The organism is Sphingomonas sp. OK281 (assembly GCF_900115295.1).
Classification (GTDB): Bacteria; Pseudomonadota; Alphaproteobacteria; order Sphingomonadales; family Sphingomonadaceae; genus Sphingomonas.
In genome coordinates this window covers 154,454-180,740 of the sequence record NZ_FOVZ01000006.1, presented here as the reverse complement: position 1 = coordinate 180,740, position 26,287 = coordinate 154,454, and the positions used below count along the sequence as shown (strand labels likewise).

Sequence of the window (26,287 nt, the reverse complement as noted above, 5' to 3'; positions counted from 1 at the left end):
AACGAGACGTAAGCCGTACGCGCTTTGCGGTGAGTGGAGAGGGGGCGGGGTTGGGGCTTTTGGCGGGACGGCTTTGGCCGTTCCCAAGTTACTTCCACCCCGGCGAAGGCCGGGGCCCAATTGGAGAGGTCGAAGTAACGAAGCCCGACCTCAGTCAGCGACGTCCCCCAATTGGGCCCCGGCCTTCGCCGGGGTGGTGCTGGGAAGGTGCCTGTGCACCATCACTTGAGCAGAAGACGCCGTCCTCTCAATCCTCCCGCGCCAGGGGAGGTGGCGCCGCAGGTGACGGAGGGGGAGGACACGAAACAGACGTTTCCTTACCTCCCCCTCCGTCAGGCGAGAGCCTGACACCTCCCCCTTGCGGGGGAGGATCAGTACCGCCTTAAACCGCTCGCGCTTCCAGCGCCGCGGCGGCCTGCGCCATCAGCCCGCCGATGATCTCCGCAACCGGCTCCTCGCGCTTGACCATGCCGACCGACTGGCCCGCCATCACCGAGCCATGCTCGACATCGCCATCGATCACCGCACGGCGCAGCGCGCCTGCCCAGTAATGCTCGATCTGCAACTGCGCCTCGGCCATCTCGACCCGGCCACCGTCGAGATGCCCGGCAACCTCGCGCTGCTTTGCCGTGAACAACTCGCTCGACGCGTTCTTCAGCGCGCGGACCGGGATGACCGGCAGCCGCGCGTCGATCTGCACGCTGGCGATCGCATCGCGTGCCGACGCTCGAATGAACGCCTTCTTGAAATTGGCGTGTGCGATCGACTCGGTCGCGCAGACGAACAGCGTGCCGAGCTGGACGCCCGCCGCACCCATGTCGAGATACCCCGCGATCGCCTCGCCGCGGCCGATCCCGCCAGCGACGAACACCGGCACCTGCTCGGCGATCTCGGGCAGCATCTCCTGCGCCAGAACGCTGGTCGAGACCGGTCCGATATGGCCGCCGGCCTCCATCCCCTCGATCACCAGCGCATCGACGCCCGAGCGGATCAGCTTCTTCGCGAGCGCTAGCGCAGGCGAGAACGCGATCAGTTTCGCGCCCGTCTCCTTGATCGCCTCAATGCTGCCCTTGGGCGGCAGGCCACCGGCGAGCACGACGTGGCCGACCTTGTGCTTGGCGCAGACCGCGATCAGCTCGAACAGGTCGGGGTGCATCGTAATCAGGTTCACGCCGAACGGCTTGTCGGTCATCGCCTTGGTCGCGGCGATCTCGGTATCGAGCAGCGCGGGCGTCATCGCGCCGCACGCGATCACGCCGAACCCGCCCGCGTTGGAGATCGCCGAGACGAGGTGCCGCTCGCTCACCCAGGACATCGCGCCGCCGAGAATCGCGACCTCGCTGCCTAGAAATGCAGCGCCGCGCGCCATCCGGCGTTGCAGCCTCTGCTCCCCTCCCGTCTTGCGGGAGGGGTCGGGGGAGGGGTGTGCCTGAGGCGCGGACATATCGGTCATCACGACCGCCTAGCCCTCCCCCGACCCCTCCCGCAAGCGGGAGGGGAGAGTTTTACGCCGCATCCTCGGCATCGAGGCCATACGCCGTGTGCAGCACGCGCACCGCCAGCTCGGTATAATCCTCTTCGATCAGCACGCTGACCTTGATCTCCGAGGTCGCGATCGCCTGGATGTTGATGCCGCGCTCGCCGAGCGTGGTGAACATCGTCGAGGCGACGCCCGCATGGCTGCGCATCCCGACGCCAACGACGGACACTTTCGCGACGCGCGTGTCGTGGACGATCGTCGCATAGCCGATCGCATCCTTCGCCTTGTCGAGTACGTCGAGCGAGCGCGCGAGATCGGCCGCCGGCACCGTGAACGTCACGTCGGTCGACCCGGTCGAATGCGCGACGTTCTGCACGATCATGTCGACATTGATCCCTGCGTCCGCGAGCGGCGCGAAGATCGCCGCGACCGAGCCCGGCCGATCGCTGACCTGCGTCAACGTGATCTTCGCCTCGTTCTTGTCGTGCGCGATGCCGGTGATGAGCTGGCGTTCCATATCGTCGATTTCCTCTTCGCCCACGATCAACGTGCCGCGGTGACCGTCATTGGTGTCGCCATCCTCGAACGAGGACAATACGCGTACCCGCACATTCTCTTTCATCGCCAGGCCGACAGACCGCGTCTGCAACACCTTGGCACCGACGCTGGCGAGTTCCAGCATCTCTTCGTACGTGACCTTGCTCAGCTTCCGTGCACGCGGCACGATCCGGGGGTCGGTCGTGTAGACGCCGTCGACGTCGGTATAGATGTCGCAGCGGTCGGCCTTCATCGCCGCCGCCATTGCTACCGCCGACGTATCCGAGCCGCCGCGGCCTAACGTCGTGACGCGCTGGCCGTCTGCGACGCCCTGGAAACCGGGGATCACGGCGACGACGCCGTCCGCAAGGCTCGCGTCGAGCGCGGCCGTGTCGATCTCACCGATGCGGGCCGAGCCGTGCGCGTCCGAGGTGTTGATCGGCAACTGCCAGCCGAGCCAGCTCCGCGCGTTGCACCCGGCCGCCTGCAAAGCGATCGCGAGCAAGCCGCTCGTGATCTGCTCGCCGGCCGAGACGACGACGTCATATTCCTTCGCGTCGTACAGCGACGACGCCTCGCGGCAGAAGCCGACCAGCCGATCGGTCTCGCCCGCCATCGCGGAGACGACGACGGCGACCTGGTTGCCGGCGTCGACTTCGCGCTTCACGCGCGCGGCGACGTTGCGGATACGCTCGATCCCAGCCATCGACGTCCCGCCGAATTTCATCACGATACGGGCCATTGGCAGCGCAAATCCCTTTGGGTCGAAGCGGCGGCCCTGATAGGTAGCGCGCATGATACTGGCAAGTGACACGCACAATAACGCAACAATCGATCCGCGCGAGGCCGCGCATTTCGGCACGATGGCAAAGGACTGGTGGGATCCGAAGGGCTCGTCCGCCCCGCTCCACAAGCTCAACCCGCCGCGCCTGCGCTACATCCGCGAGCAGGTCGACGCGCATTGGGGGGGCGATGGTTCGACCTTCACGCCGCTGGCGGGGAAGACCGCGCTCGACGTCGGTTGTGGCGCAGGGTTGCTGTGTGAGCCGTTGGCGCGGCTAGGTGCAGAGGTGACGGGGATCGACGCGGCACCCGAGAATATCGCAGTGGCGGAGATTCATGCTGCGCAGAGCGGGCTGGTGATCGACTACCGCGCGGGGGGCGTCGAGGGGCTGGTCGGGCAATTCGATCTGGTCACCAGCCTGGAGGTGATCGAGCATGTCAGCGATCCTGCCGGCTTCGTGCGGGGCCTCGCGCGGACGTTGGCGGAGGGTGGGTTGCTGATCCTGTCGACGCCGAATCGTACGCCGCTGTCTCGGCTGGCGATGATCACGGTGGCGGAGGGGGCAGGCGTCATTCCCAAGGGGACGCACGACTGGAACAAGTTCCTGACGCCCGAGGAATTGACTGCGTTGCTGAAGGATGCGGGGCTTCGCGTGACGAACACGCGGGGGCTGAGTTTCTCGCCGGCGACGGGGTTTGCGCTGAGCGATTCAACGAGCCTCGATTATTTCCTGACCGCCGTAAAAGCCTGATCTTGCCCTACACGCCCCACCCCGGCCTTCTCCGCCACCCCGGCGAAGGCCGGGGCCCAGTTGGGAAAGCCGGGGTTAACGAAGCGCCGTCCTTAGCCGTCACCGTCCCCCAACTGGGCCCCGGCCTTCGCCGGGGTGGAACCGGTGGGTATGGTTGCATTCGTGGCTAAGCACACCGCTCTCCAAAATTGTTCACCCGCGAAGGCGGGTGCCCAGTCTGGACACCCGCCTTCGCGGGTGAACATGCTTTTGGTGGTCGCAACGCTGGCGATCTTCCTGATCACCCTGGCGCTCCTGCGCCCCGTCGACCACGACGAGAGCCAGTACGTCGCCGCAGCAATCCTCACCGCGCACGGCCTCCTTCCCTACAGAGACTTTGCCTACCTCCAGACCCCGCTCCAACCCTACCTCTTCGCCCCGATCGCAGCGCTAGCCGGCATCTGGACGTGGCCAGCCCTCCGCATAACCAACGCTTTCCTCGGCGTAGCAACGATCGCAGCCGTCCACCGCGCCGCGCGCATCGGCGGCGCCAGCACCCGCGCCGCCACCATCGCCGCCGCGCTGTTTGCCACCTGCGACATCCTCCTTTTCAGCATCGGCACCGCGCGCAATGACGCGCTCCCCGCCGCCTGCCTCGCGCTGGCCCTCCCCGCGATCGTCAGAACTGCCCGCGACCAGGCATGCCGACGCGACGCTATCCTGGTCGGCGCGCTGCTCGCCGCCGCCGCGACCGCGAAAATCTCCTACGCCCTTCCCGCGCTCACCTACGGCATCTGGACGATGTTCCGCGCCGACCGCCGCCCGTGGTGGACGCTGCTTGGCACGCTCCCGTTCGTTGCATTGACGGCGGCGCTGTTCCTCCAGGCCCCCGAAGGCTTCCTGTTCGGCGTGCTAAGCTTCCCCGGCCAGGCGCCAACCGAATGGTACCAGGCCCGCCCGTGGAAGCTGTCGAACTTGGCCAAGATCGTCGACACGCTCAAGTTCCTCGCGCTCGGGCCGGCCCTGCTCGCGATCGTCGCCACCATGGGCAAGCGCCACCGCTGGCACCTGATCCTCGACCTGCTGATCCTCGCCGGCCTGATCGCCGCGCTCGCGCCGGTGCCGACCTGGCGGCAATATCTGCTGCCGATGCTGCCTGCGCTGTTCGTCCGACTGGCACTGGTCTGGCACGCGCACCCACCCGGCAAGGCGATGCGGATCGCCGCGGTCGTCTTCGCCTGCGCAGGGCTCGCCCCCACCGTCGAGGCCGTCGCGAGCGGCGGCATCCCGATGCTCGACGCGATGCGCGATGCCGCCGCGGTTCGCGAGACGCTGGACCGCGAACGTGTCGCCGGCCCGGTCGCCACGCTCTCCCCGCAATTCCTGCCCGGCCAGGCGATCGACCCGCGCTTCGCCACCGGCCCCTTCTATTTCCGCAGCACCGCGCTCCTGAACGCGAGCCAGGAACGCCAACTCCGCCTGGTCTCGCACGCACGGATGCGCCTGCTGGGCCTGCCGCCCGCGATCATGACCGGCGGCGAAGGCGCGTGGAGCAGCGGCGACGACCGAATCGACGCAGCGCTCGCCACCTACGCGATCCGCCAAGGCTATCGAGTGGTTCCCGTCCCCGACACCCGATTCACGCTGTACGTCGCACGCCGTGCTTCGCCGCGACCAGCCCCGCATAATAGTCCATGAGCTCGACCGCATGCTCGCGGTCGCTGCGGACATGCCGTGCCGCCACCGCCGCCGCCCGCCGCAGCAACGCCGGATCCCGCGCGAACAACCGGCCGATCGCTGCCGCCGCGCTCTCCGCATCGCGCGCCGCGTAGAGCTCGCTCGCGTAAGGATCGGCGACTTCCGCGCACCCGCCCGTATCCGGCACGATCAGCGGCAGGCCCGACGCCATCGCCTCCGACGCGACCAGCCCGAACGGCTCCGCCTCCGACCCGTGGATCAGCGCATCGCAACTCGCCATGATCCGCGCGAGCCGCTCGCGGTCATACACCGGCGCGAACATCCGGATGTGCGGCGAGCCACCGATCCGCCGCTGGATCGCCTTGGTCTGCGCCCCCGCACCGATCAGGACCAGCCCAACCGGCAGAGTCGCCCCCGCCCGCGCCACCGCATCGACCACCAGCGGCCAGCGCTTCTCGCCGTGATGCCGCCCTAGCCCGAGCAACAGCATCCCGTCCTCGGGCAACCCGCACTGCCGCAGCAATGCCGCACGCAACCGCGGATCGCGCAGGTCCGGCGAGAAATGCCCGCGCTCGATCCCGAGCGGCATCGCAGCGTCGATCCGCAGACCTCGCGCGCGCAACCGCTTCTCAAGCGCCGGGCCGTTGGTGACGACGACGTCGTATTTCTCGAGGAAGCGGCGCATGTACCGGCTGTACCAGGCGAACCCGCGCTCGATCTGGTCATGGCTCGCGACGCCCGCGAACCAGCGCTGCGCATAGGCCGCGATGTTGTCGTTGTGCATGAAGAAGGACTTCACCGCCCGCCCCTGCCAGTCGCCGACGAACCACGCCGGTCGCCACGGCGAGCAGCATTCGACCACGTCCGGATCGAGATCGTCGAGCACCCGGTGGATCGCGCCCTCGTCCCAGAACAACCCGTAGTTCCGATCGAACGGCATCCCCGGCGACTTGAGGTAGATTATCCGCCCGCCGCCCGGCCGCTCCTCGACCCGGTCTTCCTTGCCCGGCGCGACGACGATCAGTTCATGCCCCATGTCCGCCATGATGCCCATCTTTCGATCGACATAGGTCCGCACGCCGCCGCCGGTCGGCGAGTAGAACTCGTTGACGTCGACGATTCTCAAAGCTCAGCCCTCATGGCGTGACGGGCCCGAACCCGCCGAGCCCGCGCAGATACTGCACGGTGATCCGCACCGTCGTCACGCTCGCGCCGACCTCGACCAGTGCCTGCTCGACCTTGGGTCGCGCCCGCCCGAGCTTCACGTTGCTCGCAAACCCGGCGCCATCGGTCCAGAAGCCGAACTTGTTCTTCCCGTCGCGATTATGCGTCAGCAACAGCGCATAGCGGCCCGGCCGCGGCACCCGGATACACAGCATCGGCGCGCCCTTCGCAGGGGTCGGCACCACCACCCGCCGAAACGTCTTTCCCGCGGCGATCAGAACGCGGTCATCCGTGAGGAAATCGGCTTCCTCGCCCGGGTAGAGTTCGAGCTTCAACTCGCCCGTGCGATCCTTCAGCCCGGTGACCTCCACCGCGATCGCCGGCCCCTCACCGGGTCGACATGCCGCCGCATCGCTGCCGAGCACCTGCGCCCCGGCCGATCCCGTCAGCACAGCGACCGCGACGAGCGCGACACAGGCGCGGATCACGCGCGCAACCGGGTGAGCCCGGCATGGATGCCGAACAGGATGATCAGCGCGACATGCACCAGCAGCGTCAGCGCGGCGGTGAACGCGATCAGCTCCGACAAGGCCTGGTCCTGCCCGATCAGCAGGATCGCGGCGTTGGCGAACAGCAGATCCTTGTTCGGCACGAGCGGCAGGCGCGACACCAGCAGACGCCCGGCAGCGAGGAAAAGCCACATACCCACCGGCACACCCGGCAGCGCGAAATGCCACGCGAACGCGATCAGCACCGATCCGCACAACAGCCGGATGCAGTGGATCCCGAACACCCACCACAGTTTCGCGCGCGGGAGGGAGAACACGCGGCGCGAGAAGATCAGGAACGGCAGCGAGATCGCCAGCGTCACGCCCGCCGACGCCAGCACGGTGCGGAACTGGTCGTGCGTCAACAGATCCCGGCCGAGCGGCAACGCGATCGCCACGAGCAGCAATGTTACCGCATTGCCCGCGATCGCGGACAGGATCGACACGTCTTTCACCGCGCCGAACGGCGACGCGACCATCCGCGCCTTGGCGCGCGCCCAGGCGTAGAAATACGCGTCGCCCGAATAGCCGAACACGACTTCGTTCGCGATCCGCTTCTTGATCAGTGCGACGAGCCCACCGAGCGGAATCCCCCAGAGCCGCCGGAAGATGACGTAATCCCCGGTCGGCGGCGACATGTAGAGCAGGCCGAAACACACATAGAAGCGCGGATCCTGCGGCACCGAGCGCGACAGCCCGGCAAGGCCATGCCCGAGCAGTTCGCGCCCCAATCCGACGATCATCGCCAGCGTCAGCGCCGCTCCGATGATCGCGGGCCAGCGGCTGCCGAGCGCCTTCAGCGGCTCGAGCCCAGCGCGCGCGATGTCCGCATAGCCGTCGCGATCGGCAGTTTTCGTACGGAAGTTCACTCGCCGGTCCTCAAACCACTGTCCTCACGCCGTTCCGCCGCCCGTTGCCCGCCGCCCCTGCCCGCCCATAGTCGCGCGGCCTGATAGCCGCCCGCCGCCGCGCATGCACGTAAAGTCGGTTTCATTCGGTCGCGATCTCCGCTCTACCAATCGCGCATTATGATGACCCCCATATGTCACCCGTGAGCGAGCCGCCGACCGCCCAGCACATCCTGACCTATGCCGAGGATCTGCGCGGCGGCGGGGTCGAGCGCGCGCAACTGCGTCTGGCGCGCGGCTGGCTCGCGGCGGGGCGGCGCGTGACGCTGGCGATCGAGGATATTTCCGGTCCGCTGGCAGCGGAATTGCCGGACGGTCTGGAGATCGTCGCGCCCTCGCGGCTGCTGGCCTTACCAGGGGTCGTGCGTCGTCTCGCGCCCGACGGGATCTTCTGTCCCGGTAATTTCTATACGGGCATCGCGGCATGGACCCGGCTGCGGCTCGGCAAGGCGTGTCCGCCAATCGTCGCCAAGATGTCCAATGCCCCCGCGCGTGCCGATCACGGCCGGCTGATGCACGCCGCGCACCAGGTCTGGCTCGCGCGGCACGGCGGGTTCCTCGATCACCTAGTGGCGATGACGCCTGCGACTGCCGACGAGGCGGCCCTGGCGACCCGAATGGTCGGGCGAACGAGTGTGATCCCGAACCCGCCGGCGGTAGCGATTCCGGGCGCGCTGCCGGATCTGCCGGCGCGCTTCATTCTCGGCGTCGGTCGGCTCGAACCGCAGAAACGCTGGGACCGGCTGATCGCCGCGCTGCCGTTGCTGGCGGACCTGACGATACCGCTCGTCATCCTCGGTGAAGGGAGGGAGCGGGGAGCGATCGAGGCGCAGATTCACGCGCTTGGCTTGGGGGGACGGGTCTTGTTGCTCGGCCACAGCACCGATCCGCTCCCGGTGATGGCGCGCGCGACCGTGCTGGCGCTGACGTCGGAGTACGAAGGCGTACCGGGGGTTTTGCGCGAGGCGCTGTCGGTCGGGACGCCGGTGATCTCGACCGACTCGAGCGCGGCGGTGGTGGAAATTGTCGATCGGCCCGACCGTGGGACGGTCGTTGCGAGGGACGACGCGGCGGGGCTGATCGCAGCGTTGGATGCATGGCTAGCGCCGACTGCGCAACGGCTGGAGCCAGTACCGCAGCCCGGCGCGGACTCGGCGGACCGCTACCTCGCGCTCTTCGACCAATTGGTCAGGCGGTAACCTCCTACTCGATTACCCGCCCCATTGACGTACCCGGCCCCCACCTCCCGTCATCCCCGCGGACGCGGGGACCCATATTTTCAGGGGTTTGCCAGTATGGGTCCCCGCGTCCGCGGGGATGACGGAATGGGAGCTTGAACCCGCAGCCAGTAGCAAGGGGAACGTCAGGCCGTAGCTTGATCGCCGGCCTCCGCCTTCTCCTCTTCCCGCTCCGACCGCCGCTCGAGCGCGGTCTTGATCATCGCGGTCATCGGGTCGGCCAGCGCAAGCCCCAAAATCCCGAACAGCGCGCTCGCCAGGATCTGCGCGCCCAGGGTCAACGCCGGCGGGAGATCGACGGTGCGCTTGGCGACCATCGGCACGATCACGTACCCGTCGATCGTCTGCACCACGAGGTACGTGCCGATCGCCCAATACCCGGTATCGACGCCCGCGCTGAACCCGACCGCGACCATCAGCACGCCGGTCACGATCGCGCCGACGTTCGGGATGAACGCGAGGATGCCCGCGATGATGCCGAGCAGCATCGCCATCGGCACGCCGCCGACCGCCAGCGCGATGCCGCTCGCGACGCCCTCGACCGCCATCCCGAGCAGGCGCCCGGCTAGCAGGCGGCGCAAGGTCGCGCCCATCTTGACCAGCGTCTTGGCGAACTCGGGGCGGAGGTCGCTCGGCACCATCCACTGCATTCCGCGGGAATAGGTGCCGGGGTCCATAGCGATGAACAGCCCGAGGATCAGGATCATGAACATGCTGGTGATCGCGCCGATCGCGCTGCCCACCCACGACGTCACGCGCCCAACCGATCCTAGCGCCTGCTTGACGATCCCGTTGACGTCCGACGCGCCCGGCATCAGCCCCTGCGACGACAGGTAGCCGGTGAACCGGTTCGCCTGGGATTCCAGCGTCGAACGCAATTGCGTGACCTGTTCGGTCACCTGCACGCCAGTCAGGATGAACGTCCCGACGAGGAAAGCGAACGTCAGGAGCACGACGATCAGCAACCGCCAGCCACGCCCGATCGGCAGCACCCGTCCGAGCAGCCGCACGCCGCCATCGAACAGCGCGGCCAGCACAATGCCCGCAAAGATGATCAGCAACGGCTGGACCAGCACGATCAACAGCGCGATCACGCAGGCGAGCCCGAGCCAGATCGTCGCGCGCTTCAGTTCCTTGCGCAGGAACGGATCGCGCATTTCCACAGGGCTGGGTTCTTCGAAGGTCTTCGTGTCGGCCATCTCAGTTCACCTTGGCGGGGTGGAGCGAGGTACCGGCGCGATCGGGGCGCAGCGAACTCCACCAGCTCAGCGGGTTGAACGTCGCATCGCCGTCGAGGCTGAAGGTGATGAACTCCGCACGACCGCCGAGATTCTCGTACGGCACCGGCCCGCCGAGCCCGAGCTGGCTCAGCGCGAACCGGCTGTCGGCGGAGCGATCGCGGTTGTCGCCCATCAGGAAAACGTGGTTCGCGGGGATCGTGATCTCGGCGAAATTGTCGCCCTGGCTGTCCGATTCGAGATCGATCGTCTCGTAGCGGCGGCCGTTCGGCAGCGTCTCGGTATAGGTCGGCAGGCGGCACATCTCGCGCCCGTCGGGCAGCGTCTCGCGCGCGCCGGGATAGTCGATCTCGCTGCACGGGCTGTTGGTGTCGACCGGGATCAGCGTGTCGTGCAGCGGGCCGCGCTTCACCGCGACGCCGTTGAGGAACACGATCCCGCCTCGCACCGCCAGCTTGTCGCCGGGCAGGCCGATGACGCGCTTGATATAGTCGTTATGCGTGCCCGGCGGCGTCACGATCACCACGTCGCCGCGCGTCGGCAGCGAGCCGAACAGGCGGCCGTGGATGAACGGCAGCGACACGCTCCAGCTGTCTTCCTGCTGGCGCAGCACGACGCCCTTGAAGATCGCGACCGGGTTCGGGATCGTCGGCGACACGAACGACCAGCCATAAGCGAACTTGGTCACCACCAGCCGGTCACCGATCCGCAGCCCCGGCAGCATCGATTCGCTGGGGATATAGAAGGGCTTGGCGATGAAGCTGTGGAAGCCAAGCACGACCAGGATCAGCCAGAAGATGCCCTTCACCTCGCCCCACCAGTCGGTGCCGCGGCGACGTGTCGTTTCTGGGGTGGTGCTGGCCGGTGGCGCGGTATCGGCCGCGGTCTGCGCAAGGGGCTTTTCGGGGAACTCGTTGCCGTCCAACGCCGCGTCCTTCATCGATTCATATCCTGGCCCATGTCCGGGAATATCAGAGGTATAGCTTCGATGATCACGAAGGCCTGCGCCCACGGATGATCATCGGTCATCGTCAAATGCACGCGCGCGGCGTGGCCTTCGGGGGTCAACGCGTCAAGCCTCGCTTTGGCTCCTCCGGTCAGCGCCAGCGTCGGTGCGCCGCTGGCGGCGTTGACCACGCCGATGTCGCGCATGAACACGCCCGCGCGAAACCCGGTCCCGACGGCCTTGGAAAACGCCTCCTTGGCCGCGAACCGCTTCGCCAGCGTCCCGGCCTTTGTGAACGGTCGCCGCGCCGCTTTCGCGCGCTCGACATCGGTGAACACCCGTTGCTCGAACCGCTCGCCGAACCGCTCGACCGACACCGCGATCCGCTCGATGTTACACAGGTCGGACCCGAGCCCGATAATCATCGCGATGCCTGGAGTCGGAAGACCAAAGGTTTTGTTCGCGCGGAGACGCGGAGACGCGGAGAGTATGAGAGCCGCAAGCGCGGCGAAGGCGAGAAGTAACCGGGACGGCTCCCGGCAACCCCCTTCTGCTCCGCGGCTCCGCGTCTCCGCGTGAACAAACCTTCTGACTTACCGCGCCGCATCCATAGCCTCGCGCATAAGCCGCACAGCCTCGCCAAGCCCGACGAACAGCGCCTCACCCACCAGGAAATGCCCGATGTTCAGCTCCCGAACCTGCCGGATAGCCGCGATCGGCGCGACGTTGTCGTAGGTCAGCCCGTGGCCCGCATGCACCTCGATGCCGTTCTTCGCCGCCAGCGCCGCCGCATCGGTAAGCCGTCGCAGCTCGACCGTTCGCGCCTCGCCCGACAGTTCCGCATACAGACCGGTGTGCAATTCGATCACCGGCACCTTGAGCCGCACCGCCGCCTCGATCTGGCGCGCATCGGGCTCGATGAACAGCGATACGCGGATGCCCGCCCCCGCCAGCGCATCCACCAGTCGCTCCATCCGGTCGTAATGCCCGGCGACGTCGAGCCCACCCTCGGTGGTGAGTTCCTCGCGCTTTTCCGGGACGATGCACGCCGCGTGCGGCTTGTGGCGCAGCGCGATGCCGAGCATCTCGTCGGTCGCCGCCATCTCCAGGTTGAGCGGGATCGTCAGTTCGGCCGACAACCGCGCGATGTCGTCATCCGTAATGTGCCGGCGATCCTCCCGCAGATGCGCGGTAATCCCGTCCGCCCCTGCCACCGCAGCGACCAGCGCCGCCCGTACCGGATCTGGATACCCTGCCCCCCGTGCGTTCCGTACGGTCGCGACGTGGTCGATGTTGACGCCTAGACGCAGGTCGCGGCTCATGCCGCAGCCCTGCTGCCGGGCTTGATCGCCGGGATCGCCGCGAGTTCGGCCGGCAACGCATCCGCCGGATAGGTCGGCACATCGAGCCGGATCAGCGGGAAGAACGGCACGCCCAGATCCGCCGTCCCGTTCGACCGATCGACCAGAGCCGCCGCCGCAACGGTAACACCGCCCGCGCGCCCGATCGCCGCGATCGCCTCGCGCGACGACAGCCCGGTGGTGACGACGTCCTCCATCATCAACACGCGCTGGCCTGGCGCCAAGCGGAATCCGCGGCGCAGTTCGAACACGCCGTCGGGCCGCTCGAGGAATACCGCCTCGACACCGAGCGCGCGGCCCATTTCGTGGCCGGCGATCACGCCGCCCATCGCCGGCGAGACGACGATATCGATCTGCGCACGCAACTCGGCCGGGATCGACGCCGCCAGCGCTTCCGAGAGACGTGCGCCTCGGGCCGGGTCCATCAGCACCCGCGCGCATTGCAGGTAACGCGAACTGCGTAGCCCCGAGGACAGGATGAAATGCCCTTCGAGCAACGCTTCGGCAGCGCGGAATTCGGCAAGCACGTCGTCTTCGGTCATTGCGGATCATCGCTCCAAATGGTCTGCCCGCGCTGATACGAGCGCGGGAAACCACGTGCAACGAGAACCGGCGTTTTGCTCGCCGTGCTGGTCCCATGCCATTCGAATCCAGACAATGCTTGAGGCGAGCCCCCCCGCTGGGTATAGCTCTTCCCAAATCATAAGCAGACATCCGCGCGTCCGTGAAATCGGGTTCGCTATAAACCGGGGTCAAGAACAACGATGCGCAAAATGGGGATGAGAGGATTTGCGATGGCAGCGGGGCTCGCACTGGCGAGTCTCGGTGGTGTCGCCGGGCATGCGGCCCAGCCAGCAGCGACGCCTGCCCCGCAGGCCGCCGCCGCTCCGGCCGGCGTTTCAAACACCGCACCGACGACCGCCGCCGCCACGCCGACCGCCAACCCGTCCAGCCCCGAGCTCGCGATGGACGGCGCGCCCGCGATGACGGTCAAGCCGATGATCGGCCAGCCGACCGACGGCCTGTTCGGCCTCCAGCCGCAGGTGACCAAAAACGGCCAGTTCGCGCACTGGATGCACAATTCGATCCTGGTGCCGACGATCACGGTCATCTCGCTGTTCGTCCTCGCGCTGCTGTTCTGGGTGTCGTTCCGCTATCGCCGCGCCGCCAACCCGGTGCCGTCGAAGACGTCGCACAACACGGTCATCGAGATTCTCTGGACACTGCTCCCGGTCGTGATCCTCGTCCTGATCGCGGTGCCCTCGATCGGATTGCTGCAAGCCCAGTTCAAGCCGGCCCCGTCGGGTGCGGTGACATTGAAGGCGATCGGCAACCAATGGTATTGGACCTATCAGTATCCGGACAATGGCGGCTTCGAGATCACCGCCAACATGTTGAAGGAAAAGGCTGACGTCGCCGCCGGCGAGCGTGGCCGTACCGATGCCGACGGCCCCAAGCTGCTCGCCACCGACAACCGCATCGTCCTCCCCGTCGGCGTGCCGATCCGCCTGATCACCACGTCGAACGACGTGATCCACAGCTGGGCGGTCCCGGCGTTCTGGATCAAGCTCGACGCGATCCCCGGCCGCCTGAACGAGACCAGCTTCACGATCGACAAGGCCGGCCTGTATTTCGGCCAGTGCTCGGAGCTGTGCGGCGCGCGTCACGGCTATATGCCGATCGCGGTCGAGGCGGTTCCGCCCGCCGAATACGCGGCGTGGGTCAAGGCCAAGGGCGGCACGATGCCGACCCCAGGCAAGGCGTCCGACAAGGTCATCCCGCAACCCGGCGCCGACGGCTCCGCGGCGAAGGTTGCCGAAGCGGCGGAAACCGCCAACGCCACCGGCCCGGTCGAGAACGTGACCACTACAGCCCCCGCGACGACGCAGGGCGCGACCTCAAACCCGGCCGGCGCCGGCAACGCGGGACAGTAAGATGACCGACACCGCTCTCACCCCGTCGGCCTTCGTGTCCCACGAAGCGCACGACCATCACCACGATACCGATCACAAGCCGGGCTTCTTCGCGCGTTGGTTCATGTCGACCAACCACAAGGACATCGGCACGCTGTACCTGATCTTCGCGATCGTCGCGGGGATCATCGGCGGCTCGGTCTCGGGTCTCATGCGCGCCGAGCTCGCGCATCCCGGCATCCAGTATCTCCAGGGCTGGGCGTCGATGCTCCACGGCGGCCCCGCCAGCCTCGACGAATCGCTCCATCTCTGGAACGTGCTGATCACCGCGCACGGCCTGATCATGGTGTTCTTCATGGTCATGCCGGCGATGGTCGGTGGCTTCGGCAACTGGTTCGTGCCGATCATGATCGGTGCGCCGGACATGGCGTTCCCGCGCATGAACAACGTGTCGTTCTGGCTGCTGATCCCCGCCTTCACGCTGCTGCTGGCGTCGCCGTTCTTCGGTGGCGCGGGTAATGGCTGGACGCTCTACGCGCCGCTCTCGACGTACGGCGAGCCCGGGCCGTCGACCGACATGGCGATCCTCGCGCTGCATCTCGCGGGCGCATCGTCGATCCTCGGCGCGATCAACTTCATCACGACGATCTTCAACATGCGCGCGCCGGGCATGACGCTGCACAAGATGCCGCTGTTCGTGTGGTCGATGCTCGTCACCGCGTTCCTGCTGCTGCTGGCGCTGCCGGTGCTCGCCGCGGCAATCACGATGCTGCTGACCGATCGCAACTTCGGCACGACCTTCTTCGATCCGGCCGGCGGCGGCGATCCCGTCCTGTACCAGCATCTGTTCTGGTTCTTCGGCCATCCCGAAGTCTACATCATGATCCTGCCGGGCTTCGGCATCGTCAGCCAGATCATCTCGACGTTCAGCCGCAAGCCCGTCTTCGGCTATCTCGGCATGGCGTATGCGATGGTCGCGATCGGCGTGGTCGGGTTCGTCGTGTGGGCGCACCACATGTTCACCACCGGCCTCAGCGTGAATACCAAGATGTACTTCACCGCGGCGACGATGGTCATCGCGGTGCCGACCGGCATCAAGATCTTCTCGTGGATCGCGACGATGTGGGGCGGCTCGCTGACCTTCAAGACGCCGATGGTATGGTCGATCGGCTTCATCTTCATGTTCACCGTCGGCGGCGTGACCGGCGTGGTGCTCGCCAACGGCGGCATCGACGATTACATGCAGGATACGTACTACGTGGTGGCGCATTTCCACTACGTGTTGTCGCTGGGTGCGGTGTTCTCGCTGTTCGCCGGGTTCTACTACTGGTTCCCGAAGATGACGGGCAAGATGTACAACGAGTTCCTCGGCCAGCTGCACTTCTGGGTGTTTTTCGTCGGCGTGAACGTGATGTTCTTCCCGATGCATTTCCTGGGTCTCCAGGGCATGCCGCGCCGCATCCCGGACTACACGCCGCAGTACGAGCATTGGAACACGGTCGCCTCGGTCGGCTACATGATCATGGCCGCGGGCATGGTGGTGTTCTTCATCAACCTGATCTGGTCGCTGCTCGCGGGCAAGCCAGCCGGCGACAACCCCTGGGGCGACGGTGCGACGACGTTGGAGTGGACGATCTCCTCGCCGCCGCCGTACCACCAGTTCGAGACGCTGCCGCGGATCGATTGAGGATGCGAGGTGACGTAGCGCCAGCTACGCGCCGGTGCGGCCCAGCCGCGCGCATCCGACCGGCCGGCGCGGCAATGCCGCGTCCGACGACACGGGACTTGCTCCCGTGTCGGGGCCAGCCAAAAACAAAGACGCCTCGGGGAAACCCGGGGCGTTTTTGCTTGAACAGCAGTTCTAAGCCCCACTTCATGTTTCCCCGCGAAGGCGGGGACCCAGTCTGGGCTCCCGCCTTCGCGGGAGAACAAGGAAGCAGGAGGACTTACCTCGCTTCCCCTTTCGTCACGCTGACAAAGGTTGGGGCCCAGGTTCAAAAGCGTCGTCTTCCATGGCTCCGGGTCCTGACATTCGTCAGGATGACGGTTTGGAGGCGATCGTCGATCATTCACACCAGCCTCCATCCGTCGCCCGAGCTTTCGTTGGGGTGACGGTGATAGGACGCGGAACCTGGCAACCATGCGACGACGATCACGCGCGCACTCACCAAGCCACACCGCTTTCCTCAAGCCTTTCCAACGCGTATAGCATACCCGAACCATGACTCCCGCCTCACCCCTCCTGCCACCGGCGCATTGGCGCGATTTCCTGGCACTCACCAAGCCGCGGGTGATGACGCTCGTCGTCTTCACCGGCCTGTGCGGCATGCTCGCGGCGCCGACGTCGGTGCATCCGGTGATCGGCTTCACCGCGATCCTCTGCATCGCGCTCGGCGCCGGCGCGGCCGGAGCGCTCAACCAATGGTATGAGTCGGACATCGACGCGGTCATGCGGCGTACGCAGAAGCGCCCGCTTCCGGATGGCCGCATGGAACGCCAGGCTGCGCTGCATTTCGGCGTCGGGCTCGGTGCGTTCTCGGTCCTGTTCATGGGAGTCGCGGTCAACATCGTCGCCGCTGCGATCCTGACCGTCTCGATCCTGTTCTATGTGCTGGTCTACACCGTCTGGCTGAAGCGTCGTACGCCACAGAACATCGTCATCGGTGGCGCCGCGGGCGCGTTCCCGCCGCTGATCGGCTGGGCCGCGGCGACCGGTGACGTCGCGCTGTTGCCCGTCCTGCTGTTCCTGTTCGTGTTCCTGTGGACGCCGCCGCATTTCTGGGCGCTCGCGCTGTTCATGAAGAGCGATTACGCCGCCGCGGGTGTGCCGATGCTCCCCGTCGTGTCGGGCGAGCGGACCACGCGGACGCAGATCGGGCTCTACACGATTCCGATGGCCGCAGTCGCGATCCTGCCCTGGCCGCTCGGCTTAACCGGGCCGATCTACGGCATCGCCGCGGTGCTGCTCACCGGCTGGTTCGCGCTGCTCGCCGTCCGCGTCGCGAAGCGCACCACGCATGCCGACGATGCAATGAAACCGGAGAAGGCCTTGTTCAAATACTCGATCCTGTATCTGTTCGTGATGTTCGGCGCGCTGGTCGTCGACCGGTGGTTCGCATGAGCATTCCCGATCCCATCCGGGAGGAAGATCTCATCCGCAGCCGCCAGCGCGGTCGCGCGCGCGTAATGGCCATCCTCCTCGGGGCGTTCGTCATCCTCGTCTTCGCGATCTCGATCGCCAAGATCCGCGCGGGGATGCCGCACTGATGGCCGGCTGGAAGGCCATGTCGCGCACCAACCGCACCGCAGCGCTTGCGGTGCTCTTCATCTGTTTCATGACCGGGCTCGCCTGGGCCAGCGTGCCGCTCTACCGGCTGTTCTGCGCCGCGACCGGGCTCAACGGCACCACCAACCGCGGGCTGGCCGCCCCCGGCGCGGTCGACCACAAGATCCAGATCGACTTCGACACCAACGTCAGCCCCAAGCTGCCGTGGAAGTTCACACCCGAGAATCGCTCCGACACGGTCGATATCGGCGCGCGCGACATGGCGTTCTTCACCGCCACCAACACCTCGAACAAGCCGCTCACCGGTACCGCGACGTTCAACGTCCAGCCCGCGCAGGCCGGCAAGTATTTCACCAAGATCCAGTGTTTCTGCTTCACGCAGCAGACGCTCAAGCCCGGCGAGACCGCGCGGATGCCGGTGATCTTCTTCGTCGATCCGAAGATCCTGACCGACCCCGACGCGGCCGATATCCAGACGATCACGCTCAGCTATACGTTTTACCCGGTGGATTCTGCGAAAACAGCCAGCTAGAACGTCGCCAAAGAAAATAGGGGAGTACCGATGGCCGGCGCCAAGAACCATGATTACCACATCCTGCCGCCGAGCATCTGGCCGCTGGTCGGATCGTTCTCGGCGCTGATCATGGCGGTCGGCGGCATCATGTGGATGCACGGCGGCCATATCGACAAGCCCAATGGCGGCGGGTGGGTGTTCTTCATTGGCCTCGCCGGCGTGCTCTTCACGATGTATTCCTGGTGGACGCAGGTCGTGCACGAGGCCCGCGCGGGCGACCACACCCCCGTCGTCCAGCTTCATTTCCGCTACGGCATGATCCTGTTTATCGCCTCCGAAGTGATGTTCTTCGTCGGCTGGTTCTGGGCATTCTTCGACTTCTCGCTGTTCCCGACCGCGATGACCTTCGCCGACGGCACCGTCACGCGCGCGGTCGAGGGCGGTGCGGCGATCGTCGCGCAGTGGCCGCCAAAGGGCCTGACGGTCATCAACCCGTTCGAACTGCCGCTGCTCAACACGCTGATCCTGCTGACCTCGGGCACGACAGTGACCTGGGCGCACCACGCGCTGATCCACAACCAGCGCGGCGGCGAGAAGACCGGCGCCTGGGGCCTGATCGGCGTCGGCAACCGCGACGGCGTGCTCAAGGGCCTGTGGCTGACGGTGATTCTCGGCGTGCTGTTCAGCTCGATCCAGGCGTACGAGTATGCCCACGCGCCGTTCCCGTTCAAGGGCATCAATTACGGCGCATCATTCTTCATGGCGACCGGCTTCCACGGATTTCACGTGCTGATCGGCACGATCTTCCTGATCGTCTGCCTGGTGCGCGCGTACCGCGGCGATTTCACTCCGCGCCAGCATTTCGGCTTCGAGGCGGCGGCGTGGTACTGGCATTTCGTCGACGTCGTGTGGCTGTTCCTGTTCGTCACCGTCTACGTCTGGGGCGGCTGGGGTGCCCCCGTCCACGGCGGTTGAGCGACTATCAGCTCATCCACTGCGACCACCCCGATAGCTACCACCCCGGCAAAGGCCGGGGCCCAATTGGCAAGGCTGCAGTAACGAAACGCTGTCTGCAGTTAGCGGCGTCCCCCAATTGGCCCCCGGCCTTCGCCGGGGTGGCGGCGGTTTTAGATGCGGAACGGACGCGAACCAACCGTCGCTCCCTTACCTTGTTCTCCCGCGAAGGCGGGAGCCCAGTCTGGGTCCCCGCCTTCGCGGGGAAACAGCAATGGGAGGGCTGACCGCATGACCGAAGACCCATACCCCCTCGCCAACGCCCCCACGATCGCGCAGGTCGCGCTCAAAGGCCTATGCCCCCGCTGCGGCAAACCCACGCTCTTCGCGAAATGGTCCAGCTTCGCCGACCGCTGCGCAAACTGCGGTCTCGACTTCAGCAAGTTCAACGTTGGCGACGGCCCGGCCGCCTTCCTCACGCTGATCCTCGGTGCGCTCGTCGTCATCCTCGCGATCACGCTCGAACTCAAAGTCCACCCGCCACTCTGGCTGCACATGCTGATCTGGATCCCCTTCACCGCCGGCGGGGTCGTTCTCTCGCTCCGAGCAGCCAAGGGCGCGCTCATGTCCGCCGAATACCGCAACGCAGCCCGCGAAGGCCGAATCGACCCGTGACCCGCACCGCACGACGCATTCCCGTCATTCCGACCATTCTCGTCACGCTCGCAATCGCGGCGATGATTGCGCTCGGCCTGTGGCAACTTCTCGACCGCCTCCCGAAAAAGGAAGCGTTCCTCGCGCAGCTCGCCGCCAATCCCGCCAAGCCGCCAATGGCCTTCCCGCGCTTCCCCGACGAAACGCTGCTGTTCCGACGCGCTTCGGGTCTCTGCCTCCAGCCGACGGACATCAAGCTCGCCGGCGCCGGCAAGTCCGGCTTTCGCGCGATCGCCGAGTGCAAGACCGGCGCGGAAGGGCCCGGTATGGTGGTCCAGCTCGGCACCACGCGCGACCCGATGGCCAAGGTCGCCTGGGCCGGAGGCGAAGTCTCGGGCTTCATCAGCCACGCGCCCGACGGCCGCTCGCTGATCGGATCGCTGTTCGATCACACCCCGCAGCGCCTGATGCTGGTCGCCGATACCCCGCAAGCGGGTCTCTCTCCCAACGGCAAGCCCGATATCGCCTCGGTCCCGAACAACCACCTCGCCTATGCCGGCCAATGGTTCTTCTTCGCCGCCATCGCCGCGATCATCTACGCCCTCGCGCTCCGCCGCCGCCCTCGCTAGCCGTTCTCCTGCGAACGCAGGAGTCCGAGGTACCGCGCGCATTGCTCCGTAACCCTGGATTCCTGCGTTCGCAGGAAAACGGAAAGCGCGTAGCTTGTTCCCTTCCGCTCAGCCGGCTAACCGCTTGCCATGCGTTACATCAGCACCCGCGGCTCGGCGCCGATCCTCGATTTCGAAGCGGCGACGCTCGCCGGTCTCGCCTCCGATGGCGGCCTCTACCTCCCCGACGCGTGGCCGACGATGACCCGCGACGAGATCGCCGCGCTCGCGGGGCTATCCTACGTCGACACCGCGGTCGCCGTGATGGCCCCGTTCGTCGGCGACGCGATGACGCGCGACGAGCTTAAGGCGCTCTGCGAACAGGCTTATGGCCGCTTCTCGCACGCGGCCGTGACACCACTCGTACAGCTCGACCACGACCAGTGGCTGCTCGAACTCTTCCACGGCCCGACGCTGGCATTCAAGGACGTCGCGCTCCAGCTGCTTGGCCTCTTCTTCGAGCGCTTCCTCGCCGGCACGGACAAGCGCCTGACGATCGTCGGCGCGACCAGTGGCGATACCGGCTCGGCGGCGATCGACGCGGTCGCGGGGCGCGCGGGCATCGACATCTTCATGCTCCACCCGGTCGGCCGCATCTCCGACGTGCAGCGCCGCCAGATGACCACGGTGCTCAGCCCCAACGTCTACAATATCGCCATCGAAGGCAGCTTCGACGACGCGCAGGCACTGGTGAAGGCGATGTTCAACGATCGCGCCTTCTCGACCAAGTTCGCGCTGTCCGCAGTCAACTCGATCAACTGGGCACGCCTGATGGCGCAGGTCGTCTATTTCTTCTACGCCGCCGTCCGCCTCGGCGCGCCTGATCGCGAAGTCGCGTTTGCGGTCCCGACCGGCAATTTCGGCGACGTGTTCGCGGGCTACGTCGCGGCGAAGATGGAGCTCCCCGTCGCCAAGCTGGTCGTCGCGACCAACGTCAACGACATCCTCCACCGCGCGCTCAGCACCGGCGATTATTCGAAGGGGGGCGTCCAGCAGACCCCGACCCCGTCGATGGACATCCAGGTCAGCTCGAACTTCGAACGCCTGTTGTTCGATCTCGGTGACCGCGATGGCGCAGCGCTCGCTGCACAGATGGCCGGCTTCGAGTCCTCCGGGGCCATGCGTCTCACCAACGCGCAGTCGCAGGGCGCCTCGGGCCTCTTCCAAAGCGAGCGCATCGACCTCGACGACATGACGCTGGCGATGCGCTGGGCCCACGAGCACGCCGGCCAAGTGATCGACCCGCACACCGCGATAGGCCTTGCCGCCGCGTTGCGCACCGAAGTCCCCGCCGGCGTACCCATCGTAACGCTCGCCACCGCGCACCCCGCCAAGTTCGGCGACGCAGTCGAGCGCGCAACCGGCGTTCGCCCCTCGCTGCCAACCCGCGTCGGCGACCTGTTCGACCGCGAGGAGCGTTACGCCACGCTGCCGGCGACGTTCGACGCGATCACCGCCTACATCACCGAGCGCGCGAAGCCGTCGGCATGAAGCTGCACACCCTCATCGGCGAACCCTGGGCGGATTACGGGCTGATCGACTCGGGCCACGGCAAGAAGCTCGAACGCTATGGCCGCTTCCGCTTCATTCGCCCCGAACCTCAGGCGATGTGGGCGCCCGCCTCGACCGACTGGCAGGCGCAGGGCGAATTCGTCCCCGGCTCGGACGAGGACGGCGGCGGTCGCTGGGAGTTTTTCGAGTCCGTTCCTCGCGAAGGCTGGACGCTCAAGTGGAACGAGGTGTCGTACACCGCGCAGACCACCCCGTTTCGTCACCTCGGCTTCTTCCCAGACATGGCGCCGGTCTGGAGCTGGATGCGCGAGCGCGTCGTCGGGCTAGACTCGCCCGAGTGCATGAACCTGTTCGGCTATACCGGCGTCGGCACGCTGGCGATGGCGACCAAAGGCGTGCGGATGGTGCACGTCGATGCGTCGAAGAAGTCGGTCGAGGCGGCCAAGGCCAACGCGAAACTCTCAGGCATGGCCGACGCGCCGATCCGCTGGATGACGGATGATGCGGCGAAGTTCGTCGCACGAGAGGTGCGGCGCGGGCGGCGGTATGATGGGATTTTGCTCGATCCGCCGAAATATGGCCGTGGGCCTGAGGGTGAGGTCTGGCGGCTGGAGGAGGACCTCCCGAAGCTGATCGCCGACTGCCGGAAACTGCTCGACGAGAACTCGCGGTTCCTGTTCCTGACGGTTTACGCGGTGCGGATGTCGGCGCTGGCTATCGGCGAACTGCTGAACCAGGTTTTCGCCGATCTCCCCGGCAAAGTCGAAGTCGGCGAACTCGGCGTCCGCGAGGAAGCGCGTGGGCTGACGCTGCCCACGGCAATCTGGGCGCGCTGGAGCCGCTGAGTCAGGCATCCCCCTCCCTGGAAGGGAGGGGTTAGGGGTGGGTCGGCCCATTGGCTGACGCAGGCACCCGCCCCAGGCCGACCCACCCCCGGCCCCTCCCTTCCAGGGAGGGGGGAAGTCAGCCCGGAATCTGCTGCGAGATGCAGTGGAAGCTCCCGCCGCCCGTCAGGATATGGTCCGCGCGTTGCCCGACGACCTCACGGTCCGGGAACAGCGCCTGGATCGCCACCACCGCCGCGGCGTCGTTCTCCGCGCCATACAACGGCACCACCACCGCGGCATTGCCGATGTAGAAGTTCATGTAGCTCGCCGGCACGACCTCCTCGTCGCGCAGCACGCGGCCCGGCGACGGGATCGTCACGACCTCCAGCCCGGCCGCGGCAGCGTCACGCGCGGCGTTCTGGTACACCTGCCAGTTCGGATCGTTGTCGGTCGCCTTGGGGATCGCCACGCGCCCCTCGCCGACGAACCGCGCGAGGTTGTCGACATGGCCGTCGGTATGATCGTTGACCAGCCCGTCGCCCAGCCACACCACGCGGGTATAGCCGAGGTCGGACGCCAGCCGCGCCTCGATCTCCGCCTTGGTCAGCGACGGATTGCGGTTGCGGTTGAGCAGGCACTGCTGCGTCGTGACGACCGTCCCGGTGCCATCGCCATCGATCGCGCCGCCTTCGAGAACCCAGTCGCACGTCTCGACCCGCTTGTGACGGCTCGCTGCCAGCCGCTGCCCGATCGTGTCGTCGCCGGGCAGGTCGTACTTCCCGCCCCAGCCGTTGAACCGGAAGTCGCGCGCGCTGCCGTCGCCGACAACGATCGGCGCGGTATCGCGCAGCCAGATGTCGCCGAACGGCTCCATCACCACCTGCGCGAACGGGGCAAGCCGCTTGGCGGTGGTCGCCGACCCGACATCGGCCGCGACCAGGATCACCGTCTCGCCCTTGCCGTCTGCATGCACCGCCTTCGCAAACGCGACGACCTCGTCCCGTGCAGGCTCCAGATCCTCGAGCCAGAGATCGGCATGGCTCGGAAAGCCGATCCAGACGGCCTTGTGATGCGCCCATTCGGCTGGGGTAGTCGTCGTCACGTATTTTGCTCCTGCGCGATCGCGGTCACGAAGGCCGCGGTATTTCCGCTCCTATACCAGTTCGCTGGCGGCATGGTATCGTCCGCAAGCCGCGCGCACCGCATGCCCCGGCCTATGCCGGCGGCGACCAGGTCCTTGTTGCCGCCGCGGTCGAACTCGGGACGCCCAGCCGGGCCAACCCAAGGTGATTCGCACGGCTACGGCAGGGCACCGTCGATAAGATGTGCTGGTCGTCGGACGGGGTATGAAACGCTCCAGCTTGTGATGGCGCATGGACCTGATCGGTAAATACCGTCATTCTCACGCTATGAACGATGATACCGGTCAGCGTGAGCCGATGATCCACCGGGCGCGGACCGTCGCGGCCGGTTTTGCCGACGTCGGACTCACCCATGCCGAGGAACTTCTCCGCCGCATGTCGCCCGAAGGACGCGAGCAAACCCGCCGGGAGCGCAAGGCGAGGGCTCGGCGTCGACAGCGGTTGCTGGTGCGGTTGGTCGGGACCGCGATCGCCACGTTGCTCACAGGGGCGCTGCTTGCCGCCGTCGCCCCGGCCGGCGTGGCGATCTCGATCGCATTCGCACTCATGCTCCTATTGACCACGCTGGTCTTCGTCCGCGCCGCTCCCCGCGCGCCGGGACGGGAGGCCCTGGCAGGGACGGCCTTGCCCGGACTGGCTGAACAAGCCGTCACATGGCTCGCTGCACAACGCCGCGGATTACCGCTGCCGGCGCTCGATCTGGTCGCAACGATGAGCACGCGGTTCGACGATCTCACGCCCCTGCTTGGTCGGCTCGATCCACGCAGCCCCGCTGCGGCATCGCTCCGCAAGCTGATCGCCGTAGAAATGCCCGCGCTGGTCGACGGTTGGCGCGTGGTGCCTATCTCCGCGCGGCGTGTCCCTCATGCCGACGGCCGGACGCCGGACGATCACCTGATCAACGGCCTGCGACTGATCGATGCGGAGCTTGCCCGGGCAAGCGACCAACTCGGACGAACGACGCTCGACGACATTGCCGTGCAGGGGCGGTATCTCGAACTCAAATACTCCGGCGACAGTGCCGTGTGATCCTTGGAAGATCCCTAGCCGCGGCTAGGGCAAACGCTGCTTCTGCTGCCGCCCCTAGGCTCTCCATGGGCACGCATCGAACTCAGCGTACCACGCGGGTGACGTGACCCATTTTCCGTCCCGGCCTTGCTGCACCCTTGCCGTAGAGATGCATGTGAGCGCCTGACTCGGCCAGCAGTTCAGCCCAGCGGTCGGCGTCGTCGCCGATCAGGTTCTCCATCGTCGCTTCGCGTCCGGTCAGCGTCGTCGCCCCCAGCGGCAACCCACAGATCGCGCGGATGTGGTTTTCGAATTGCGAGCATTCGGCGCCTTCGATCGTCCAGTGGCCGGAATTGTGCACGCGGGGGGCCATCTCGTTGAACACCGGGCCGTCGGCGCCGACGAAGAATTCGCACGCCAGTACACCGACATAGTCGAGTTCGGCCGCGATCCGTTCGGCCAGCGCTGCTGCATCATGGGCTTGGGCCAGCACTGCGGCGGGCGCGGGGACGGTCGAGTGGCGCAGGATGGCGTCGCGGTGGACGTTGAGCGGTGGATCGTAGCGCGCGATGCCGCCGTCGAGGCCGCGGGCGATCAGGATCGAGAACTCGTGCTCGAACGGTACGAAGGCTTCGAGCACTGCGGGACCGCCGATCGTGTCCCAGGCGGCTTGCGCGCCATCGGGCGTGTCGATCTTGACCTGGCCCTTGCCGTCATAGCCGAAGCGGGCGGTCTTGAGGATGGCGGGGGCGCCGATCGCTTTCAGGCCCGCTTGCAGGCTTTCGAGGCTGTCGACGGCGGCCCAGGGTGCCGGGCGGCCGCCGACGCTCTCCACGAAGCGTTTTTCGCCGATCCGCTCCTGTGCCACGCGGAGCGCGCGAGGGCTCGGGTGGACGGGGACGCGGTCCGCCAGCCATTCGACGGGCTCGACCGCGATGTTCTCGAACTCGTAGGTGATGACGTCGCAGGCGTCGGCGAAGTCGGCAAGGACGATGCGGTTGTGATAGTCGGCGCGCGTCATGGTCGAGGCGGACTGCGCGGCGACGCTCTCCCGGTCGGGCGCGAGGACGTGCGTGTGATAGCCGAGCTGCGCCGCGGCGCTGGCCAGCATGCGGCCGAGCTGGCCTCCGCCGAGGATGCCGATGGTCGATCCGGGGGGAAGCGGCGTCATGTCAGC

26 protein-coding genes are annotated in these 26,287 nt (G+C 66.8%); 14 read left to right on the top strand and 12 right to left on the bottom strand.

Features of this window, described 5'->3' with window-relative positions:
* Nucleotides 1–382: 382 nt before the first annotated feature.
* Together BM244_RS19225 and BM244_RS19220 are read right to left on the bottom strand one after the other, a co-directional pair.
* Entirely contained in the window at nt 383–1,369 is a 987-nt protein-coding gene (locus BM244_RS19225) for an NAD(P)H-dependent flavin oxidoreductase (RefSeq protein ID WP_093400524.1), read from the bottom strand.
* Nucleotides 1,370–1,505: 136 nt separating this feature from the next.
* Entirely contained in the window at nt 1,506–2,759 is a 1,254-nt protein-coding gene (locus BM244_RS19220; RefSeq protein ID WP_093400607.1) for an aspartate kinase, read from the bottom strand.
* Between the two features lie 52 nt (nt 2,760–2,811).
* Between BM244_RS19220 and ubiG the strand changes: the two genes are divergently transcribed.
* Together ubiG and BM244_RS19210 are read left to right on the top strand one after the other, a co-directional pair.
* Nucleotides 2,812–3,552, top strand: coding sequence for a bifunctional 2-polyprenyl-6-hydroxyphenol methylase/3-demethylubiquinol 3-O-methyltransferase UbiG (gene ubiG / locus BM244_RS19215; RefSeq protein WP_093400523.1), 741 nt, complete (start codon nt 2,812–2,814; stop codon nt 3,550–3,552).
* Nucleotides 3,553–3,795: 243 nt separating this feature from the next.
* Entirely contained in the window at nt 3,796–5,229 is a 1,434-nt protein-coding gene (locus BM244_RS19210) for a DUF2029 domain-containing protein (RefSeq protein WP_093400522.1), read from the top strand.
* Here BM244_RS19210 and BM244_RS19205 read toward each other — a convergent pair.
* From BM244_RS19205 to BM244_RS19195, 3 genes are read right to left on the bottom strand one after another with little or no spacing between them, the layout of a single operon-like run.
* A complete protein-coding gene (locus BM244_RS19205) occupies nt 5,171–6,355 on the bottom strand; it encodes a glycosyltransferase (RefSeq protein ID WP_093400521.1) in 1,185 nt (394 codons plus the stop codon). The genes BM244_RS19210 and BM244_RS19205 overlap by 59 nt on opposite strands.
* A 10-nt stretch (nt 6,356–6,365) precedes the next feature.
* Nucleotides 6,366–6,881, bottom strand: coding sequence for a DUF2141 domain-containing protein (locus BM244_RS19200; protein ID WP_093400520.1), 516 nt, complete (start codon nt 6,879–6,881; stop codon nt 6,366–6,368).
* Nucleotides 6,878–7,810: a hypothetical protein gene (locus tag BM244_RS19195; RefSeq protein ID WP_093400519.1), complete on the bottom strand. Its 933-nt coding sequence runs from the start codon at nt 7,808–7,810 to the stop codon at nt 6,878–6,880. The genes BM244_RS19200 and BM244_RS19195 overlap by 4 nt, the downstream gene beginning before the upstream one ends.
* A gap of 182 nt (nt 7,811–7,992) precedes the next feature.
* Between BM244_RS19195 and BM244_RS19190 the strand changes: the two genes are divergently transcribed.
* Nucleotides 7,993–9,048 carry a glycosyltransferase gene (locus BM244_RS19190; RefSeq protein WP_254784603.1) on the top strand — a complete coding sequence of 352 codons (1,056 nt, stop codon included), beginning with the start codon at nt 7,993–7,995 and terminating at the stop codon, nt 9,046–9,048.
* Between the two features lie 164 nt (nt 9,049–9,212).
* Here BM244_RS19190 and BM244_RS19185 read toward each other — a convergent pair whose 3' ends face one another.
* The 5 genes from BM244_RS19185 to pyrE all read right to left on the bottom strand — a co-directional run bounded on the left by BM244_RS19185 (nt 9,213) and on the right by pyrE (nt 13,174).
* Complete coding sequence (locus tag BM244_RS19185; protein WP_093400517.1) at nt 9,213–10,286, bottom strand: AI-2E family transporter; 1,074 nt, start codon at nt 10,284–10,286, stop codon at nt 9,213–9,215.
* Nucleotide 10,287: 1 nt separating this feature from the next.
* The gene (gene lepB / locus BM244_RS19180; RefSeq protein WP_093400516.1) at nt 10,288–11,265 is read right to left on the bottom strand and encodes a signal peptidase I; all 978 of its coding nucleotides are present in this window, start codon (nt 11,263–11,265) and stop codon (nt 10,288–10,290) included.
* Nucleotides 11,262–11,696 carry a holo-ACP synthase gene (gene acpS, locus BM244_RS19175; protein WP_093400515.1) on the bottom strand — a complete coding sequence of 145 codons (435 nt, stop codon included), beginning with the start codon at nt 11,694–11,696 and terminating at the stop codon, nt 11,262–11,264. Before acpS ends, lepB begins: the two co-directional genes overlap by 4 nt.
* A 168-nt stretch (nt 11,697–11,864) precedes the next feature.
* Nucleotides 11,865–12,593, bottom strand: coding sequence for a pyridoxine 5'-phosphate synthase (locus tag BM244_RS19170; protein ID WP_093400514.1), 729 nt, complete (start codon nt 12,591–12,593; stop codon nt 11,865–11,867).
* Nucleotides 12,590–13,174 (bottom strand): orotate phosphoribosyltransferase, encoded by a 585-nt coding sequence (gene pyrE, locus BM244_RS19165; protein WP_093400513.1) that lies wholly within the window; start codon nt 13,172–13,174, stop codon nt 12,590–12,592. Before pyrE ends, BM244_RS19170 begins: the two co-directional genes overlap by 4 nt.
* Before the next feature lie 252 nt (nt 13,175–13,426).
* Here pyrE and coxB point away from each other — a divergent pair, with 252 nt between their 5' ends.
* The 10 genes from coxB to BM244_RS19120 all read left to right on the top strand — a co-directional run bounded on the left by coxB (nt 13,427) and on the right by BM244_RS19120 (nt 22,978).
* Entirely contained in the window at nt 13,427–14,566 is a 1,140-nt protein-coding gene (coxB, locus tag BM244_RS19160) for a cytochrome c oxidase subunit II (protein ID WP_254784602.1), read from the top strand.
* Nucleotide 14,567: 1 nt separating this feature from the next.
* Complete coding sequence (gene ctaD / locus BM244_RS19155; RefSeq protein ID WP_093400511.1) at nt 14,568–16,232, top strand: cytochrome c oxidase subunit I; 1,665 nt, start codon at nt 14,568–14,570, stop codon at nt 16,230–16,232.
* A gap of 534 nt (nt 16,233–16,766) precedes the next feature.
* The gene (locus BM244_RS19150; protein WP_093400510.1) at nt 16,767–17,666 is read left to right on the top strand and encodes a heme o synthase; all 900 of its coding nucleotides are present in this window, start codon (nt 16,767–16,769) and stop codon (nt 17,664–17,666) included.
* Nucleotides 17,663–17,812, top strand: coding sequence for a hypothetical protein (locus BM244_RS23240; RefSeq protein ID WP_175518304.1), 150 nt, complete (start codon nt 17,663–17,665; stop codon nt 17,810–17,812). The genes BM244_RS19150 and BM244_RS23240 overlap by 4 nt, the downstream gene beginning before the upstream one ends.
* The gene (locus BM244_RS19145; protein WP_093400509.1) at nt 17,812–18,363 is read left to right on the top strand and encodes a cytochrome c oxidase assembly protein; all 552 of its coding nucleotides are present in this window, start codon (nt 17,812–17,814) and stop codon (nt 18,361–18,363) included. Before BM244_RS23240 ends, BM244_RS19145 begins: the two co-directional genes overlap by 1 nt.
* Nucleotides 18,364–18,393: 30 nt before the next feature.
* Nucleotides 18,394–19,320, top strand: a complete 927-nt coding sequence (locus BM244_RS19140) for a cytochrome c oxidase subunit 3 (protein ID WP_093400508.1) — start codon at nt 18,394–18,396, stop codon at nt 19,318–19,320.
* A gap of 270 nt (nt 19,321–19,590) precedes the next feature.
* Nucleotides 19,591–19,974 carry a DUF983 domain-containing protein gene (locus BM244_RS19135; RefSeq protein ID WP_093400507.1) on the top strand — a complete coding sequence of 128 codons (384 nt, stop codon included), beginning with the start codon at nt 19,591–19,593 and terminating at the stop codon, nt 19,972–19,974.
* The gene (locus tag BM244_RS19130; protein WP_368086092.1) at nt 19,971–20,582 is read left to right on the top strand and encodes an SURF1 family cytochrome oxidase biogenesis protein; all 612 of its coding nucleotides are present in this window, start codon (nt 19,971–19,973) and stop codon (nt 20,580–20,582) included. The genes BM244_RS19135 and BM244_RS19130 overlap by 4 nt, the downstream gene beginning before the upstream one ends.
* 129 nt (nt 20,583–20,711) lie before the next feature.
* Entirely contained in the window at nt 20,712–22,112 is a 1,401-nt protein-coding gene (thrC, locus tag BM244_RS19125) for a threonine synthase (protein ID WP_093400506.1), read from the top strand.
* Complete coding sequence (locus BM244_RS19120; protein ID WP_093400505.1) at nt 22,109–22,978, top strand: class I SAM-dependent methyltransferase; 870 nt, start codon at nt 22,109–22,111, stop codon at nt 22,976–22,978. Before thrC ends, BM244_RS19120 begins: the two co-directional genes overlap by 4 nt.
* A 118-nt stretch (nt 22,979–23,096) precedes the next feature.
* Here the strand turns inward: BM244_RS19120 and BM244_RS19115 are convergent, their stop codons facing one another.
* On the bottom strand, nt 23,097–24,062 hold the full coding sequence (locus BM244_RS19115) for an agmatine deiminase family protein (RefSeq protein ID WP_093400504.1): 966 nt from the start codon (nt 24,060–24,062) through the stop codon (nt 23,097–23,099).
* Nucleotides 24,063–24,369: 307 nt separating this feature from the next.
* Here BM244_RS19115 and BM244_RS19110 point away from each other — a divergent pair, with 307 nt between their 5' ends.
* On the top strand, nt 24,370–25,131 hold the full coding sequence (locus tag BM244_RS19110; RefSeq protein ID WP_093400503.1) for a hypothetical protein: 762 nt from the start codon (nt 24,370–24,372) through the stop codon (nt 25,129–25,131).
* An 82-nt stretch (nt 25,132–25,213) separates the two neighbouring features.
* Here BM244_RS19110 and BM244_RS19105 read toward each other — a convergent pair whose 3' ends face one another.
* Nucleotides 25,214–26,281 carry a 5-(carboxyamino)imidazole ribonucleotide synthase gene (locus tag BM244_RS19105; RefSeq protein WP_093400502.1) on the bottom strand — a complete coding sequence of 356 codons (1,068 nt, stop codon included), beginning with the start codon at nt 26,279–26,281 and terminating at the stop codon, nt 25,214–25,216.
* Between the last annotated feature and the right edge of the window lie 6 nt (nt 26,282–26,287).

Coding starts and splice junctions, on each gene's coding strand:
- BM244_RS19225 (WP_093400524.1), bottom strand. CDS start 1,369: ATGGCGCGCGGCGCTGCATTTCTAGGCAGCGAGGTCGCGATTCTCGGC.
- BM244_RS19220 (WP_093400607.1), bottom strand. CDS start 2,759: ATGGCCCGTATCGTGATGAAATTCGGCGGGACGTCGATGGCTGGGATC.
- ubiG (WP_093400523.1), top strand. CDS start 2,812: ATGATACTGGCAAGTGACACGCACAATAACGCAACAATCGATCCGCGC.
- BM244_RS19210 (WP_093400522.1), top strand. CDS start 3,796: ATGCTTTTGGTGGTCGCAACGCTGGCGATCTTCCTGATCACCCTGGCG.
- BM244_RS19185 (WP_093400517.1), bottom strand. CDS start 10,286: ATGGCCGACACGAAGACCTTCGAAGAACCCAGCCCTGTGGAAATGCGC.
- lepB (WP_093400516.1), bottom strand. CDS start 11,265: ATGAAGGACGCGGCGTTGGACGGCAACGAGTTCCCCGAAAAGCCCCTT.
- acpS (WP_093400515.1), bottom strand. CDS start 11,696: ATGATTATCGGGCTCGGGTCCGACCTGTGTAACATCGAGCGGATCGCG.
- BM244_RS19170 (WP_093400514.1), bottom strand. CDS start 12,593: ATGAGCCGCGACCTGCGTCTAGGCGTCAACATCGACCACGTCGCGACC.
- pyrE (WP_093400513.1), bottom strand. CDS start 13,174: ATGACCGAAGACGACGTGCTTGCCGAATTCCGCGCTGCCGAAGCGTTG.
- coxB (WP_254784602.1), top strand. CDS start 13,427: ATGGCAGCGGGGCTCGCACTGGCGAGTCTCGGTGGTGTCGCCGGGCAT.
- ctaD (WP_093400511.1), top strand. CDS start 14,568: ATGACCGACACCGCTCTCACCCCGTCGGCCTTCGTGTCCCACGAAGCG.
- BM244_RS19150 (WP_093400510.1), top strand. CDS start 16,767: ATGACTCCCGCCTCACCCCTCCTGCCACCGGCGCATTGGCGCGATTTC.
- BM244_RS23240 (WP_175518304.1), top strand. CDS start 17,663: ATGAGCATTCCCGATCCCATCCGGGAGGAAGATCTCATCCGCAGCCGC.
- BM244_RS19145 (WP_093400509.1), top strand. CDS start 17,812: ATGGCCGGCTGGAAGGCCATGTCGCGCACCAACCGCACCGCAGCGCTT.
- BM244_RS19140 (WP_093400508.1), top strand. CDS start 18,394: ATGGCCGGCGCCAAGAACCATGATTACCACATCCTGCCGCCGAGCATC.
- BM244_RS19135 (WP_093400507.1), top strand. CDS start 19,591: ATGACCGAAGACCCATACCCCCTCGCCAACGCCCCCACGATCGCGCAG.
- thrC (WP_093400506.1), top strand. CDS start 20,712: ATGCGTTACATCAGCACCCGCGGCTCGGCGCCGATCCTCGATTTCGAA.
- BM244_RS19120 (WP_093400505.1), top strand. CDS start 22,109: ATGAAGCTGCACACCCTCATCGGCGAACCCTGGGCGGATTACGGGCTG.
- BM244_RS19110 (WP_093400503.1), top strand. CDS start 24,370: ATGAACGATGATACCGGTCAGCGTGAGCCGATGATCCACCGGGCGCGG.
- BM244_RS19105 (WP_093400502.1), bottom strand. CDS start 26,281: ATGACGCCGCTTCCCCCCGGATCGACCATCGGCATCCTCGGCGGAGGC.